Origin of the sequence: Solidesulfovibrio sp. C21 (genome assembly GCF_047785625.1) — a bacterium.
Lineage (GTDB): Bacteria > Desulfobacterota > Desulfovibrionia > Desulfovibrionales > Desulfovibrionaceae > Solidesulfovibrio.
Window position 1 is genome coordinate 1 of sequence record NZ_JBLODY010000016.1, and the last position, 14,762, is coordinate 14,762.

Consider the following 14,762-nt stretch of genomic DNA (forward strand, 5'->3'; position numbering starts at 1 on the left):
ATTGGAAGGGGGGCCCGGGGGGGAACTTTTCTTCAGAAAAGTTCCCCCCCGGTGAGGCAGGCCAGGGACAGGAGCTGGAGCAGGGCGAAGATGAAGCAGAGCTGCATGGAGCCCACGGCCAGCTCGATCAGGCGCTGCCAGTGGCCGAGCGGCACGCCGTAGAGGACCTTAAGCGACAGCAGGAAAAAGGCCGGCACGGCAAAGGTGACCAGACAGGCGGAGAAAAGCGGGGTAACGGAAAAGTCACCCTCGCGGAAGAAGGCCATGTTGCTGGCGTGGGACCAGACCACCACCAGCATGGCCATGGTGCGGGCGGCCTCGATCCACCGGAGGTGGCGCGAACCGGACGCGGCGGACATCGCCAGCGATCAAACCTTGCCGGCCCGGCGGTCGTAGATGAGCATATAGACCTGGTCGATCTGGACGTAGAGGTCGGGCAGGACCCAGATGGTCTGGATCATGGTGGTGTCGGTCGGCTCGCCGAGCAGGGCCGTGGTTTTCTTGACGAGGTCCTTGACCGTGAGCAGGTCGTGGACGAGCACCACCAGGGAGAACCGGCCGGTATTTTTGTCGCAGCCGTAGTAGATCCGGTTGAGCGGGATGCCCTGGAACTGGGTTTTTTCCTCCTTGTCGTAGTGCAGGATGAAGGGGCTTTTGGCCACGACATCGGGATCATAGGCCAGGCCGAACATTTGGAGCTGCTTGTTCCAGATGGGCCGGGCGCGTTCCAAGGCGAAGGAGGGGCCGGAAAAAAGGGTCTGGCAGCTCTCGCCGTAGCGATATTTTCCAAAGCCCTGGCGCAAGCCCATGGCCTGGGCGGCGACTGCGGTGGCGCAAACGAAGAGAAAGGCGAACAGAAGACGTTTCATGAAAACCTCGCAGACGGTGCTACTTCTTAGTATGATGGCGTCGTCTGTTTAGGCGCTGGGGCCGCCCTTGTAAAGGGCGGGCGGGTTCAGGACGGCCCGGCAGGCGGGCAGGGCCTGGCTAAGGGGGCGGCCGAAAAGGAACAGGAGCATCTCGGGCGGGACGTCGGCCCGCTCGGGCACGAGGTCGCGCATGGCGGCGTCGAGGCGTTCGGCCCGAACCACGGCCTCGCGGGCGTCGGCGTCCCCGGAAAGGGCCTGTCGGCACAGCTCCGCCAGGCGCAAAAGTCCCGTTTCGGCCTCGTGGTGGGCGCACAGTTCGGCCAGGGGGCTGGCCGGCCCCAGGATGTCGCGCCGGGTCAGCAGCTCCGTGCGGTACATGGCCGCCAGCGCCTTTGGAGCCTGGCAGAAAAGGGCGCGGCACTGGGCCGGGCGATGCCGGTGGATGGCGCAGGCCCCGGTCGGGCCGGCACGGTAGAACCGGCAGGCCCGGCGGCCCGGAACCGGGCGTATCTTGACCAGTTCGACGGGCGAGGGGCCGACCGTGCCGGCCACGTTGTCCGTGACGTATTCGCCCCGGCGCAGGGTCATGAGGTCGGTTGGCGCAAGGACGCCGTCCCGCAGCAGGGGCAGGTCGCGGACATGCAGGGCCGGGCCGCCGTCGCGGCAGCAGGCGCCGCAACGGCGGCAGACGGGTGCGGAGTCGGGCATGGCGACGTGCATGGGAGAAATTCCGGTCTTTGGCAAGGGGCGCGAGGGGGGCGGCCGGAGACAAAAGGGCTTTGCAACGACAGGGGCAAAATGCTATGTGGCTTAGATGCACACAGACTGGCCACAGTCCGTTTTCCCGTTGACATAAGGCTTTAGTCATCTTAGGACGTGAGCGATTGTGCATTCGTTCACGTTTTTTTAAGACCTCCCGCGTGAATAACGCCCCGCCCGCCGGCGAGCAGGGTCGGTCGGGGGGGGGAAGCGCCGAAAGGTGGCGCGACGTCGCCCGGGGCGCATGTTAACTGGTTAAGGCGGTAACTCTTCAAACCCCACTGGAGGAAGCAAATGGCGAAACACCAAACCCCCCTGTTGGACCAGCTCGAAACCGGGCCCTGGCCCAGCTTCGTGTCCGACATCAAACAGGAAGCCGCGCACCGGGCAGCCAACCCCAAGGGGCTGGACTTTCAGATCCCGGTCGAGTGCGCCGACGACCTGCTCGGCGTCCTGGAACTCTCCTATAAGGACAAGGAGACCCACTGGAAGCACGGCGGTATCGTGGGCGTTTTCGGCTACGGCGGCGGCGTCATCGGCCGCTACTGTGACCAGCCCGAAATGTTCCCCGGCGTGGCCCATTTCCATACGGTTCGTGTGGCCCAGCCCTCCGGCAAATACTACACCACCGAATATCTCCGGCAGATCATGGACATCTGGGACCTGCGCGGCTCTGGCCTGACCAACATGCACGGTTCCACCGGCGACATCGTGCTTCTTGGCACCACGACCCCGCAGCTCGAGGAAATTTTCCACGACCTGACCCACACTTTGAATACGGACCTCGGTGGCTCGGGCAGTAACCTGCGCACCCCGGCCGACTGCCTGGGCCAGTCCCGCTGCGAATTCGCCTGCTACGACACCCAGGACGTGTGCCACACCCTGACCAACGACTATCAGGATGAGCTGCACCGCCCGGCCTTCCCCTACAAGTTCAAGTTCAAGTTCGACGGCTGCCCGAACGGCTGCGTGGCCTCCATCGCCCGTTCCGACTTCTCGGTCATCGGCACCTGGAAGGACGACATCCGCATCGACCAGGACCGCGTGAAAGCCTACGTCGGCGGCGAGTTCAAGCCGGGCGGCGGTTCCCATGCCGACGGCAAATGGGGCGCCTTCGACATCGTCAAGGAAGTCGTGGACCGCTGCCCCACCGGCTGCATGAGCTACGACGGCGCCAAGCTCGCCATCGACAACAGCAACTGCACCCGCTGCATGCACTGCATCAACACGATGCCGGCGGCGGTTAAGATCGGCAAGGAAACCGGCACGTCCATCCTGGTCGGCGCCAAGGCCCCGATCCTCGACGGCGCGCAGATGTCCTCCCTGCTCGTGCCCTTCGTCGTGGTGGAAAAGCCCTACGACGAGCTCAAGGAAATCATCGAGAACATCTGGGACTGGTGGATGGAAGAAGGCAAGAACCGCGAGCGCGTGGGCGAGACCATCAAACGTCTCTCCTTCCAGAAGCTGCTCGAGGTCACCAACACCAAGGCTATCCCGCAGCATGTGGAAGCCCCCCGTGCCAACCCCTACATCTTCTTCAAGGAAGATGAGGTGCCCGGCGGCTTTGCCCACGACGAAAAGGCCTATCGCCAGAGACACATGAGATAAGTGGGAGGACACAGATATGGCATTCATTTCTTCCGGATACAATCCCGACAAACCCATGGAAGGTCGGATCACGGATATTGGTCCTCGGCATTACGAGGAGTTCTATCCGTCGGTCATCAAGAAAAATAAAGGCCAGTGGGACTATCACGAGATCGTGAAGCCCGGCGTGCTCAAGCACGTGGCCCTCTCCGGCGACGTGGTCTACACCGTGCGCGTCGGCGGCGCCCGCCTCATGAGCGTCACCCATGTCCGCGAGATCTGCGAAATCGCCGACAAGCACTGCGGTGGCCACCTGCGCTTCACCACGCGCAACAACGTGGAATTCATGGTCGAGACCGAAGATGCCCTGAAGGGCCTGATCGCCGACCTCGAGTCCCGCAAGTTCGCCGGCGGAAGCAACAAGTTCCCCATCGGCGGCACCGGCGCCTGCGTGTCCAACATCGTCCACACCCAGGGCTATGTGCACTGCCACACCCCGGCCACCGACGCCTCCGGCCCGGTCAAGGCCGTCATGGACGAGATGTTCGACTACTTCCAGTCCATGAAGCTGCCGGCCATGGTCCGCATCTCGCTGGCCTGCTGCCTGAACATGTGCGGCGCCGTGCACTGCTCCGACATCGGCATCGTCGGTATCCACCGCAAGCCGCCTATCGTCGAGCATGACCGCCTGGACAACATCTGTGAAATCCCGCTGGCCATCTCCGCCTGCCCCACCGGCGCCATCAAGCCGACCAAGGTCGAGATCGACGGCAAGAAGGTCAACTCCGTCGTGGTCAACGCCTCGCGCTGCATGTACTGCGGCAACTGCTACACCATGTGCCCGGCCATGCCGCTCGCTTCCGGCGAGGGCGACGGCATCGTGCTCATGGTCGGCGGCAAGGTGTCCAACCGCATCTCCATGCCGAAGTTCTCCAAGGTCGTTGTGGCCTATATTCCCAACGAGCCGCCCCGCTGGCCGACGCTGACCAAGATGGTCAAACACATCGTCGAGGTCTACGCCGCCAACGCCAAGAAGTACGAGCGCCTGGGCGAATGGGCCGAGCGCATCGGCTGGGAGAAGTTCTTCGAGCTGTGCGACCTCGAGTTCTCGCACCACTGCATCGATGACTTCCGTGATCCGGCCTACTACACGTGGCGCCAGAGCACGCAGTTCAAGTTCACCAAGCACATCGAGGCCTAAGCATCAACCATCCGGGCGGGAAGGGTTTCCTTCCCGCCCGCATTAAACAAAGAGGGAATGGTATGGCTTCCGAGAAAGAGCAGGTGCTCGAGTTCCTCACGGGCAAAACGGGCAAGAGCAAGTTCTATTTCAACGATTTCTGCAAGATTTTCCCGGACAAAAAGCCCCGCGAAGTCAAAAAGGTCCTCACCGAGCTGGTCAACGAAGGGAAAGTCATCTTCTGGTCCAGCGGTAGCACCTCCATGTACGGCTTGGCCGGCGTGGGCAAGCAGCAGGCCGAGGAAGACTAGTTCGCAAGGCGTCCGACGCACGATCGACCAGGCGTCGCCGTGACGGATGCGCTTGAGGCTGCGGCCGCCACGGCGGCGATCGCCCCGTGGAACACGAAAACCAGCCGTGCCGTCAGGCGCGAACGACGATGCGCGCCGTGAATGATCGTCCGCGTCTTGTCCTGGCCGGGCTATCCGGGGGCGCAGGCAAGACCATTCTGTCTCTTGGTATTTGTCGGGCTCTGGCCGCCGCCGGGCTGCGCGTCCATCCGTTCAAAAAGGGTCCGGATTACATCGACGCCGCTTGGCTCGGGCTTGCCGCCGGGTGCGACGCCACCAATCTGGACCCTTTTTTATTGCCCGCCGAAAGGCTTCCCTCCTTTTTCCTGGAAAAATCCCAAGACTGCGATATCGCCGTTATCGAAGGCAATCGCGGCATCTTCGACGGCATGGACGTGGCCGGCTCCTGCTCCACCGCCGGGCTCGCCCGCCAGCTCGACGCCCCGGTTGTCCTCATTCTCGACGCCACCAAGATGACCCGCACCGCCGCCGCCCTGGTCGCGGGCGTGGCCGGCTTCGAGCCGGGACTGCGCCTTGGCGGCGTGGTGGCCAACCGCACCGCCGGGCCGCGCCACAGGGCCATCGTGCGCGAGAGCATCGAAACCCTGGCCAGGGTGCCGGTCTTTGGCCTGCTGCCCAAGATTTCCGACAATCCCATTCCCGAGCGCCACATGGGGCTGGTCTCCAACCGGGAGCATGTCGCTGTGGGCGCCATCCTGGACGGCCTGGCCGCCCTTGTGCGCGAGCATGTGGACCTCGACAGGCTGGTTGCCCTGGCTCGTTCCGCGCCGCCGCTGCCCGACATGCCGCTTTCGCCGCCCCCCGCGCCGGTCGACCCGGACGCGCCGGTCATCGGCGTAGTGCGCGACGCGGCCCTGTGGTTCTACTACCCGGAAAATATCGAGGCGCTGACGCGGGCCGGCGCCCGCGTCACCTTTGTCAGCATCCTCGACCCGGCCCCCTGGCCCGCTCTCGACGGCCTCTACCTCGGCGGCGGCTTTCCCGAAACCCAGGTCGTGGCCCTGGCCGACAACCGCCTCGTGCGGGAGCGGGTGCGCGCCCTTTCCGCTTCGGGACTCCCCATCTACGCCGAATGCGGCGGGTTCATGTACTTGTGCCGGGGGCTCGAGGTGCAGGGAACCGTCTACCCCATGGCCGGGGTGTTTCCCGTGACCACCACGCTTTGCGCCAGGCCCCAGGGACTGGGCTACAGCCTGGCCCGGGTGGTGCGGGACAATCCCTACCACCCCACGGGTACCCTGCTGCACGGACACGAATTTCATTACTCCCGCTGTCAGGCGGTCCCGGATTGTCCCTCACTGCCTGATCCCGAAGCCTTCACCCTGGCCATGGAGCGGGGCGTTGGCATGCACGAGGGACACGACGGCCTGCTTACGGGCAACACTTTCGCCGCCTATACCCACATCCACGCCGAGGGCGCGCCCCACTGGGCGCCGAACTTCGTCGCGGCGGCCAGACGGTACGCGGCGCAACGCGGCCAGAGGTGAGCGAGGCGAGGCGAGGCGAAGCAGGGGCAGAGCCCTTGGGCAGAGCGAGACAAGGCACACGAGCAAGCACCATGGACAGCAACGACATCCGCATCATCAAGGAAATCGCCTCGCCGAGCGGGGCCATGGCCTACGCGCCCGACCGCGCCTCCATGCCTGTCGAGGGCGACGACACGGGGCTCACGTATGGGGCCTATTTCGAGGCTCTGGAAGCGTTCGTTTCCGGCGAGGGCTTCGCGCCGCTGACGCGGGCGCTGGTGGCGTCGGGGCGGCCGGACGGGCTGGCGGGGGCAATGGAGATTGTGCTTCGGGCCGAGAAGCATGGGGCGCTGTATCATCCGGCCAGCTGCACGGTGCGCTTCGACGGCGACGCGGCGAAGTTCTGCGTCAATGTGGCGGCCTCGGAAATGGGCCTGGGCTGTCTGGAGGTCGAGGCCGGGCTCCTCGAAACCTTGCGCGCGCGCTTCACGCCGGAGTTTCTGCCGTGTCCGTATGCCTATGGCCGGGTGGCGGGGCTTGGGCTGCTGCTCGAGGAGTGGTTCGCCGGCTACCACGAGTTCCACCAGGACGGTTCGGGCCGGGTGCGGCTGTGGGATTTTGACGCCGGCGAGCGTGTGCTGACGCAGGGTGAGGCGGCGGCGCTGTACGGCGAAGCGGCTAGGATTCTGACCCGGTATTACGATGCGGAAACCGGGGCATCCATCGGGCCGTGGCACCATGGGGCCGGGGATTTCGTGGCCAGGGTTTCCGACGGAACGGTTTCGGCCAGACTGATCACGGTGCGGGGGCATGGCGCGTCGCGGTCCTTTACCGAGGCCGGTCCCATGGCCGAGCGCCTGGCCGGGCTTTCTTTTTTCACCAACATGACCATGCGGGCGCGCCTGGACCGGGTAAACGGTGTGGGGGAGCTTGTTTTGGCCGATGCGGCTGTCGTGCCCGCCCTCGTGTCCGGTTTCGCGGCGGCCCTTGGCGAGCGGCCGGACTGCGGCGACGCCGGCCTCGGGTTGCTCGATTTTCTGGGTTCCTTTTCCGCCGAGGAATTGGCCGGGGCCGGGGCGCAACTCATGGAGCCGTGCCCGCCGCAGGAGCAGGCGCTGTTGGCCGCCGCCTGGCCGGAACATGCCGCGGCGCTCGTGGCCGCGTTGGGCGGGCTGTAAGCGGCGTCGGTATCAGGACGCCTGGGCCGGTGGCGTGGCGGCAAGTTTTTTGGCGGCAACGGCCAGGACCTTGCGGGCGTCGAGGAGCTGCGCGTCGGCGTCTATGGCCCGCTTGGCCGCGCTTTGAGCCTCCTGCCAGTTGCCAAGCCGCGCATGGACCATGGCCAGGGCCTGGTCGAGCAGGGGGTGTGCGCCGGGCTTGGGCTTGGCATCGCTCAGGATGCGCTCGGCCAGGGGCCATTCGTCGGTCTTGCCGGCGGCGGTCATGAGAAAGTCGTAGGCGCGGGGGTTGTCCGGCGCCTCTTCCATGGCCCGCTTGACATACTCCAGGGACGCCTTGAAATGGCCGGCGTCGATGAGCCGGGAGGCAATGAGCGGGAAAAGCCCTTTTTCGTCGACGTAATCCTCCACTGCCGCCCGGAAATTCCGTTGGGCTTCGAGCAGATTGCCTTCGGCGAGGAGCTTGGTGCCCTTGATGACGGCATGGTCGATGCGCAGCTTGCGTTCGCGCATGGCGTCCAGGCTTTCGCGATTGATGTCGTCGGCGATTTTTTGGGCCAGGGGCAGCAGGTAGGCGCAAAGCTTTTGTTCCTGGCCTTTGGCGTAGGGGACGCCGTTTGGCGCGTATTTCCTGACCCGGGGCAGCTTGCTGATGTTGGCGAAGCATTCGCGCAAAAGGCCTTCCACTATGATGCGGTCGGAAGAGGGCAGCTTGACGGAAACGAACGCCTTGAGCGCCGTGGCCAAAAGCTGGACCGTGCGCAGGTCCTCGTTTTTGGCATAGGCGGCCTTGGCCCTGCCCAGGTCTTCACGTATGGATTTACCGGTTGGCGGCATGCCGCGTTTCCTCTCGTTGCGCCGTACCGGGACTTCTCCCGGCAGGCCATGATTTGATGCCTACAATACGGAACTTCGCCCTCGATTAAAAGTCCCTACGATCCGGATTAAAAAGAGTGAGCGAGAGGGGAAACCCTTTGAAAAGGGTTCTCCCCTCTCGCGCTCTCCCTTTCCTAAACTTTTTAGCGGCTCCAGATGTTGTAAATAACATACAGCCATTATTGAAAGTCTTTGGAAGGGGGGCTGGGGGGAAACTTTTCTTCAGAAAAGTTTCCCCCCCAGTTCGCTTTGAAACATCTTTCTAATGCGCCTGGCCCCAGGTGTGGCCCGTGCCCCAGTCGACCACGAGCGGAACGGCGAGCGTAATGACGCCGCACATGAGGTCGGACAGTCGCTTTCCGGCCGCATCGGCGGTGTCCAGGGGGGTCTCCAGAAGCAGTTCGTCGTGGATTTGCAGCACCATGACCGCGCCGGCCCGCTTGAGGTCCGCGTCCTTGTGGGCGGCCAGCATGGCCATTTTGATGATATCGGCCGCGCCGCCCTGGACCACGGTGTTGATGGCCTGCCGTCTGGCCTGGGAGGCAAGCTGGGAATTTTTCGATTCGATGTCGGGCAAAAGCCGCCGGCGTCCGGCCAGGGTGGTGACGTAGCCCTGGGCCTTGGCCGAATCCACGATACCGTCGTAAAAGGCGGAGAGTCCGGACAGGCGTTCGAAATACTTGGCAATAAACGCTTTGGCCGCATCGAGCTTGATGCCGAGGTCGCGGGAGAGTTTTTGCGGCCCCATGCCGTAGAGCAGGCCGAAGTTGATGGTCTTGGCCTGCCGGCGTTCGTCCGGGCCGATGGCCGCTTCCGGCTTGTCGAAAAGCAGCGAGGCGGTGCGGGCGTGGATGTCGGCCCCGGCGGCGAAAGCCGACAGCAGGGCCGGTTCGCCGGAAAGGTGGGCCAGCACCCGCAGCTCGATCTGGGAATAGTCGGCCGCGACCAGCGTCTTGCCCGGACCGGCCACGAAACATTCGCGCATGCGCCGCCCGAGCGGACCGCGGATGGGGATGTTTTGCAGGTTGGGATTGGAGCTCGACAATCGGCCGGTGGCCGTGGCCATGTTGTTGAGCGTGGTGTGGATGCGGCTGGCCGCGTCGGCCAGCTTCGGCAGCGGGTCGAGATAGGTGGAGCGCAGCTTTTCGAGCTTGCGAAATTCCAGGATGCGGTCGACCAGGGGATTGGAGCCGGCCAGACGCTCCAGGGCGTCCTGGGACGTGGAAGCCGCGCCGCCCGGAGTCTTGCCCTTGGGCGTAAGCCCCATTTCGGTAAAAAGGATCTCGCCGAGCTGCTGGCTGGAACGGGGGTTGAAAGGATGGCCGGCCAAGGCGTGCAGCTCCTTTTCCAGCCGGGTCAGGTCCGTCGCCACTTCCGCGCCGAAGGCGGCCAGGGACCGCAAATCCACGCCGATGCCGGCCCGCTCCATGTCGAGCAGCACCGGAATGAGCGGCAGCTCCAGCCGTTCGACCAGATCGGTCAGTCCGGCCGTGTCCAGACGGGCGGCGTAGACGTCGGCCAAGAGCGCGGCCGCCTTGGCCGTGTCATCGGGAGAGATCGCGTCGGCGTCCACGGTGGGATCGGCGAAAAGGCTGTCGCGAAGCCTCGGGAAGCCGTAGTTGCGCTGCTCGGGGTCGAGCAGATAGGCCGCCAGCCCCAGGTCGAACCACAGAGGCAGCGGCAGGGCGGCAAAGGCCGCGTCCATGGCCAGCATCTCCTTGACCGAGGGCACGGCCACGCGGTCGGCCTTGGCCAGCAGCGGGGCCAGGGCGGCCGGGGCGGCGTCGGTTGTGACCTCGCCTTGCCCCAGGGACAGGGTGAAGCCGGCCTCGACCGGGACAAGGGCGACCCGGCGTCCGGCCAGCTCGGGCAGCTTTTCGGCCGGCACGGGCTTTGGCGCCGGGTCGGATGCCGGCTCGGCGGCATCCCCCGCCGGGGGATCGTCGAAGAGCGACAGCCGGTGGCTGGTGGCGGCTTCCCGCTTGGTTTCCGCCGGCATCACGCTGGACAGGCCCGGGATGTCGCGCGCCAGGGTGCGAAATTCATAGGATTCGAGAAAAGCGCGTAACCTTTCGGCGTCCGGCGGCGTCAAGGCGGTATCGGCCAGGGACACCTCGGGCAACAGGTTGGTGCGCAGGCGCGTCAGTTCCCTGTAAAGGAAGACGTCCTCGATGGCGGGTTCGATTTTCTTGCGGACCGTGGCCTTGAGGTCCTGCAAGTGCTCGCGCATGTCTTCCAGGGTGGGATGCTCGCGCAGGATGCCAAGCGCGGTCTTGATGCCGATGCCGGGCACGCCCGGGATGTTGTCGCTGGTGTCGCCGACCAGGGCCTGCAAATCCGGCCAGGACGCGGGCTCGATGCCGCACTCGGCGGTGAAGTCGGCCTTGGTGGTGAGTCTCTCGGCCTTGCCCGAGGGGTCGTAGAGGACCACGCGCTCGTCCAGGCACTGCTTGAGGTCCTTGTCCGCGCCCACGATGACCACGGGGAGGCGCTCCCGAAACCGGGCGGCCAGGGAGGCGATGCCGTCGTCGGCCTCGGCGTCCTCGGGCACGATGACCCGCGCGCCGAAAAGGCGCAGCCCGTCCAGCAGCGGTTCGACCTGCCGGGCCAGGGGCTCGGGCATGGCCTCGCGGTTGGCCTTGTAGTCGGCATAAATCTTGCTGCGAAAGGACGGTCCGCGTCCGTCCAGGAAGAAAACCAGGTGTTGCGGGCGCTGCTCTTTGACGAGTTTGAACAACAGGCGAAAGATCATGAACAGAGCGCTGGTCGGAAAGCCGTCCGAACGGGCGATGTCGCGGAAGGCGTGGTAGCCGCGATAGAAAAACGCGCTGCCGTCGATGAGGAAAACCGGGGCGGCCGCGAAGCCGAGTCGTGTGGCCAGGGACATGGGACTCCTTTCGCGGCGGCTGCATGACCGCTCGCTTGGCCGGTTTTACGGCACCGGGCCCTCGGGCGCAACCAGGGGGAAACGTGTCTCGACAAATGCTTTTAAAGCGGGTAGGCTAATAGGATCGGAAGGTTGTTTGTCTGTTTGGTTAATGCCTGTTCACAACGCTATACATTCCGGATTAATTGTTTTATCGGGATTTACCCGATTTAACGGGTAAACACCCGGCATGGAGAAGGACGGAATGACCGCAATGTCCAAACGAAGGATTTTTCTGGCCTTTGGGGCCGGTGTTGTTCTCGTCGCGCTTCTGGCCGCCCCGGCCCTGGCCCAGAACGCCGCCACGCCCGCCGCGTCGGACCGCGTGGCCAATCGCTACACCAAAGGGGCGATGCCCCCCGATGCCTCCGCCACAGCCACCATCCCAAACAGCGGCATCGAGAAGAAAATCGAAAAAATACCGCTGCCGGATTTCGTCAACGCGGATCGGACGGATACGGCAGTGGCCAAGCAGATCGCCCCGGGCGCGGCCGGAGTGGCCCCCGAAGGGCAGCCCATGGATATGGAGTCGAGCGTCAAGCGCGGCCTCGACGCCAACCCCCAGATGCAGTCGGCCCGCGCGACCTTAAGCGGCGCCGAGGAAAGCCGTCGCCAGGCCATGGCCAACTTCGCCCCGGTGGGCACGGTCAGCTACACCTTCCAGCGCACCGACGCCGAGTCCATCGGCACCAATTCCCAGTCCCTGCCCGGCAACCAGATCATCAACTCCATGGCCGGCACCTCGCTTTCCACAACGCGTACTACCCATTCGCGGCAGGGCTACTGGCAAAACCTCTACCAGCTCCAGCTGACGGTGACGCAGCCCATCTTCACGGGCTTCAAACTGTTGAGCTCCTACCAGAAGGCGGCGCTCAACAAAGAATACAGTACCGCCAATATCGACTACACCGAACTTTCCCTGATTAAATCCGTGCAACAGGCCTTCTTGACCCTGCTCCAGGCCCGGTCCAACGTGCAGAGCAACAAGGACTCCGTGGCCCGGCTCGAATCCCAGTACAAAGTGGCCCAGGCCTACTATGACGTCGGCCTCAAGCCGCGTCTCGACGTCCTGCAGGCGGAATCCGATCTGGCGGCGGCGGAGCAGACCCTGCTTTCCTCCCAGAATACGGTGCTGGTGCAAACCGCCCAGCTGAATTCCCTGCTCAATCTGCCGCTCAACCAGCAGACGAACTACGTGGGCGGGCTGAACTATCTGCCGTTCACCATGAGCATCGAGGACTGTCTCAATACGGCCTACAAGCAGCGCCCGGACCTCTACATGGGCGTCAAGTCGGTGCAGATGGCCGAAAAGGACGTCAAGATCGCGGCCAGCCCGCTGTATCCGCAGATTCAGGCCCAGTACACCTATACCAAGCAGGGCAACTCCGCCGACCTGTCGCTTCGGGACATGTCCGGCTCCACCACGCCCGAGGCTTCGGCCGTCGGCGTCTCGGCCACCTTGCAGGCCTGGGACTGGGGTTCCACCTTTTTCGGCATGCAGTCGGCCCGCGAGACGGTCAAGAAGCTCCAGGCCGATCTGGCCAAGCTGCGCCTGGACGTCGGCTACCAGGTCAAGACCTGCTACCTCAATATCCAGGACGCGGCCAAACGCATCTCCGTGGCCCGCACGGCCGTGGAGGCGTCCAAGGAAGGCTTCCGCATGGCCATTGCCCGGTACCAGGCCCAGGTCGGCACGAGCGTGGATGTGCTGACGGCCCAATCCTCGCTGACCACGGCGGAAACCAACCTGACCCAGGCCCTGACCGATTACCAGAGCGCCCTGGCCGACATCTACGTGGCCATGGGCATGCGGAACCTGAACCTGGTCTCCAATTAAATCCGCAGGCGACACGACAAGTAAAAGGGCGGAAGGCTTGGCCTCCCGCCCTTTTTGCATGGCGTCGCGACATTTCCGGCCGGCGGCGGCAATCAGCCTCCCCGGCGCTTGTCGATGGCCCGGCGGGTGATCACGGCGAAAAAGCCACCCACAAGACCGAGGATGAGCCCCCGGCGGATGTCCATGAAAAAAAGGCCGCCGATGACGCCGACCGACCCGCCGATGATAAGCCCCCGCTTGAGGGCTTCCATGAAGTCCTGGCGTTTGCTCCCGTTCATGCGTCTTTCCCTTCGGGCTGTAGCGACTCGATGCCGCCCATGTAGGGCACCAAGGCCTTGGGAACCGTCACCGAGCCGTCCTTTTGCAGGCAGTTTTCCAAAATCGCGGCCATGGTGCGGCCGATGGCCAGCCCCGAGCCGTTTAGGGTGTGCACCAGCAACGTCTTCTTGCCGCCTGCCGGCTTGAAGCGGATGTCGGCGCGCCGGGCCTGGAAATCCTCGAAATTCGAGCACGAGGAAATCTCGCGGTATTTGTTCTGCCCCGGAAGCCAGACCTCCAGGTCGTAGGTCTTGGCCGAGGAAAAACCCAGGTCGCCGGTGCAAAGCGCCACCACGCGGTAGGGCAGCTCCAGCTTTTGCAGGATGGCCTCGGCATGGCCGGTGAGCTTTTCCAGCTCGTCGTAGGAGGTGTCCGGATGCACCAGACGCACGAGTTCCACCTTGCCGAACTGGTGCAGGCGGATAAGCCCCTTGGTGTCCTTGCCGTAGGAGCCGGCCTCGGACCGGAAGCACTGGGTGTGGCAGCAGTAGGCCACGGGCAGGGCCGATTCGGGCAGGACCTCGCCCCGGTGCAGGTTGGTCACCGGCACCTCGGCCGTGGGAATGAGGTAGGACTCCATGCCCTCGAGCTTGAAGAGGTCCTCGGCGAACTTGGGCAGCTGGCCCGTGCCGAGAAGGCTCTCGGCATTGACGATGTAGGGCGTGGCTACCTCGGCGTAGCCGTGTTCGGCGATGTGGGTGTCGAGCATGAACGCGGCCAGGGCGCGCTCGAGCCTGGCCAGTCCCCGGCGCAACACCACGAACCGCGCGCCGGAGAGCTTGGCCGCCCGCTCGAAATCGAGTCCCCCCAGGGCCGTGCCCACGTCCTGGTGTTCCTTGATGGGAAAATCGAAGGTGCGCGGCGTCCCCACCATGCGTACGGTGGGATTGTCGTTTTCCCCGGCGCCGTCCGGCGTGGAGGCGTTGGGGATGTTCGGCACGCCGAGCAGCCACTGCCGCACCTGCTCGTCGAGGCACCGGGTCTTTTCGTCCAGGGCCTTGATCTCGGCGGACAGCGTGCCGAGACCTTCCAGCACGGCGGCGGCGTCGCCGCCCTGGCGCTTGATCTTGGCCACTTCGGCCGAGGCCGCGTTGCGCTGGCCTTTTTTTTGTTCAACGGCGGTCAAGGTTTCGCGGCGGGCCTCTTCCAGGGCCAGAAAGGCCGGCAGGTCCAGGGGAAAATGCCGCCTGGCCATGCCCTCGGCCACGGCTTCGGGATTCTGGCGCACGAATTTAAGGTCCAGCATTATGGTATGCTCCTTAAGGAGAAGGGAAGATGCGAGAGGGGAAACCCTTTAAAAAGGGTTGTCCCCTCTCGCGCTCTCCCTTTCCTAAATTTCCTATCGATACTGACGCGTTACGGTTGCCATTTCAGTACTATTGAAAGTCTTTGGGG

Annotated in this window: 13 protein-coding genes; 6 read left to right on the plus strand and 7 right to left on the minus strand. The window is 64.4% G+C overall.

Annotated elements, in window-relative coordinates:
* Positions 1-32 precede the first annotated feature (32 nt).
* The 3 genes from ACMZ6R_RS07165 to ACMZ6R_RS07175 are packed head-to-tail and all read right to left on the minus strand — an operon-like array spanning position 33 to position 1,589.
* Positions 33-359 (minus strand): hypothetical protein, encoded by a 327-nt coding sequence (locus tag ACMZ6R_RS07165; RefSeq protein WP_416110230.1) that lies wholly within the window; start codon positions 357-359, stop codon positions 33-35.
* A 9-nt stretch (positions 360-368) separates the two neighbouring features.
* Positions 369-869 carry a hypothetical protein gene (locus ACMZ6R_RS07170; protein WP_416110231.1) on the minus strand — a complete coding sequence of 167 codons (501 nt, stop codon included), beginning with the start codon at positions 867-869 and terminating at the stop codon, positions 369-371.
* 48 nt (positions 870-917) lie between these two features.
* The gene (locus ACMZ6R_RS07175; RefSeq protein ID WP_416110232.1) at positions 918-1,589 is read right to left on the minus strand and encodes a YkgJ family cysteine cluster protein; all 672 of its coding nucleotides are present in this window, start codon (positions 1,587-1,589) and stop codon (positions 918-920) included.
* Between the two features lie 333 nt (positions 1,590-1,922).
* Here ACMZ6R_RS07175 and dsrA point away from each other — a divergent pair, with 333 nt between their 5' ends.
* The 5 genes from dsrA (at position 1,923) to ACMZ6R_RS07200 (ending at position 7,410) form a co-directional block, all read left to right on the plus strand.
* The gene (gene dsrA / locus ACMZ6R_RS07180) at positions 1,923-3,236 is read left to right on the plus strand and encodes a dissimilatory-type sulfite reductase subunit alpha (protein WP_416110233.1); all 1,314 of its coding nucleotides are present in this window, start codon (positions 1,923-1,925) and stop codon (positions 3,234-3,236) included.
* Positions 3,237-3,252: 16 nt separating this feature from the next.
* On the plus strand, positions 3,253-4,416 hold the full coding sequence (gene dsrB / locus ACMZ6R_RS07185) for a dissimilatory-type sulfite reductase subunit beta (RefSeq protein WP_416110234.1): 1,164 nt from the start codon (positions 3,253-3,255) through the stop codon (positions 4,414-4,416).
* A 62-nt stretch (positions 4,417-4,478) separates the two neighbouring features.
* Positions 4,479-4,706: a dissimilatory sulfite reductase D family protein gene (locus ACMZ6R_RS07190; protein WP_005996224.1), complete on the plus strand. Its 228-nt coding sequence runs from the start codon at positions 4,479-4,481 to the stop codon at positions 4,704-4,706.
* Between the two features lie 128 nt (positions 4,707-4,834).
* Positions 4,835-6,253, plus strand: coding sequence for a cobyrinate a,c-diamide synthase (locus ACMZ6R_RS07195; protein WP_416110235.1), 1,419 nt, complete (start codon positions 4,835-4,837; stop codon positions 6,251-6,253).
* A gap of 71 nt (positions 6,254-6,324) precedes the next feature.
* Positions 6,325-7,410 carry a hypothetical protein gene (locus ACMZ6R_RS07200; protein WP_416110236.1) on the plus strand — a complete coding sequence of 362 codons (1,086 nt, stop codon included), beginning with the start codon at positions 6,325-6,327 and terminating at the stop codon, positions 7,408-7,410.
* Positions 7,411-7,422: 12 nt separating this feature from the next.
* Here the strand turns inward: ACMZ6R_RS07200 and ACMZ6R_RS07205 are convergent, their stop codons facing one another.
* A complete protein-coding gene (locus ACMZ6R_RS07205; RefSeq protein ID WP_416110237.1) occupies positions 7,423-8,247 on the minus strand; it encodes a tetratricopeptide repeat protein in 825 nt (274 codons plus the stop codon).
* Between the two features lie 301 nt (positions 8,248-8,548).
* Positions 8,549-11,173 (minus strand): DNA polymerase I, encoded by a 2,625-nt coding sequence (polA, locus tag ACMZ6R_RS07210; RefSeq protein WP_416110238.1) that lies wholly within the window; start codon positions 11,171-11,173, stop codon positions 8,549-8,551.
* 253 nt (positions 11,174-11,426) lie between these two features.
* Here polA and ACMZ6R_RS07215 point away from each other — a divergent pair, with 253 nt between their 5' ends.
* On the plus strand, positions 11,427-13,049 hold the full coding sequence (locus ACMZ6R_RS07215; RefSeq protein WP_416110239.1) for a TolC family protein: 1,623 nt from the start codon (positions 11,427-11,429) through the stop codon (positions 13,047-13,049).
* 92 nt (positions 13,050-13,141) lie between these two features.
* Here the strand turns inward: ACMZ6R_RS07215 and ACMZ6R_RS07220 are convergent, their stop codons facing one another.
* Together ACMZ6R_RS07220 and serS are read right to left on the minus strand one after the other, a co-directional pair.
* Positions 13,142-13,327 (minus strand): hypothetical protein, encoded by a 186-nt coding sequence (locus tag ACMZ6R_RS07220; RefSeq protein ID WP_416110240.1) that lies wholly within the window; start codon positions 13,325-13,327, stop codon positions 13,142-13,144.
* Positions 13,324-14,613, minus strand: coding sequence for a serine--tRNA ligase (gene serS / locus ACMZ6R_RS07225; protein WP_416110241.1), 1,290 nt, complete (start codon positions 14,611-14,613; stop codon positions 13,324-13,326). Before serS ends, ACMZ6R_RS07220 begins: the two co-directional genes overlap by 4 nt.
* Between the last annotated feature and the right edge of the window lie 149 nt (positions 14,614-14,762).

Excerpts from the sequence above, each read along its gene's own strand:
- ACMZ6R_RS07215 (WP_416110239.1), top strand. The coding sequence starts at position 11,427 with ATGTCCAAACGAAGGATTTTTCTGGCCTTTGGGGCCGGTGTTGTTCTC.
- dsrA (WP_416110233.1), top strand. The coding sequence starts at position 1,923 with ATGGCGAAACACCAAACCCCCCTGTTGGACCAGCTCGAAACCGGGCCC.
- polA (WP_416110238.1), bottom strand. The coding sequence starts at position 11,173 with ATGTCCCTGGCCACACGACTCGGCTTCGCGGCCGCCCCGGTTTTCCTC.
- serS (WP_416110241.1), bottom strand. The coding sequence starts at position 14,613 with ATGCTGGACCTTAAATTCGTGCGCCAGAATCCCGAAGCCGTGGCCGAG.
- dsrB (WP_416110234.1), top strand. The coding sequence starts at position 3,253 with ATGGCATTCATTTCTTCCGGATACAATCCCGACAAACCCATGGAAGGT.
- ACMZ6R_RS07170 (WP_416110231.1), bottom strand. The coding sequence starts at position 869 with ATGAAACGTCTTCTGTTCGCCTTTCTCTTCGTTTGCGCCACCGCAGTC.
- ACMZ6R_RS07220 (WP_416110240.1), bottom strand. The coding sequence starts at position 13,327 with ATGAACGGGAGCAAACGCCAGGACTTCATGGAAGCCCTCAAGCGGGGG.
- ACMZ6R_RS07175 (WP_416110232.1), bottom strand. The coding sequence starts at position 1,589 with ATGCACGTCGCCATGCCCGACTCCGCACCCGTCTGCCGCCGTTGCGGC.
- ACMZ6R_RS07205 (WP_416110237.1), bottom strand. The coding sequence starts at position 8,247 with ATGCCGCCAACCGGTAAATCCATACGTGAAGACCTGGGCAGGGCCAAG.
- ACMZ6R_RS07190 (WP_005996224.1), top strand. The coding sequence starts at position 4,479 with ATGGCTTCCGAGAAAGAGCAGGTGCTCGAGTTCCTCACGGGCAAAACG.
- ACMZ6R_RS07200 (WP_416110236.1), top strand. The coding sequence starts at position 6,325 with ATGGACAGCAACGACATCCGCATCATCAAGGAAATCGCCTCGCCGAGC.
- ACMZ6R_RS07195 (WP_416110235.1), top strand. The coding sequence starts at position 4,835 with ATGCGCGCCGTGAATGATCGTCCGCGTCTTGTCCTGGCCGGGCTATCC.
- ACMZ6R_RS07165 (WP_416110230.1), bottom strand. The coding sequence starts at position 359 with ATGTCCGCCGCGTCCGGTTCGCGCCACCTCCGGTGGATCGAGGCCGCC.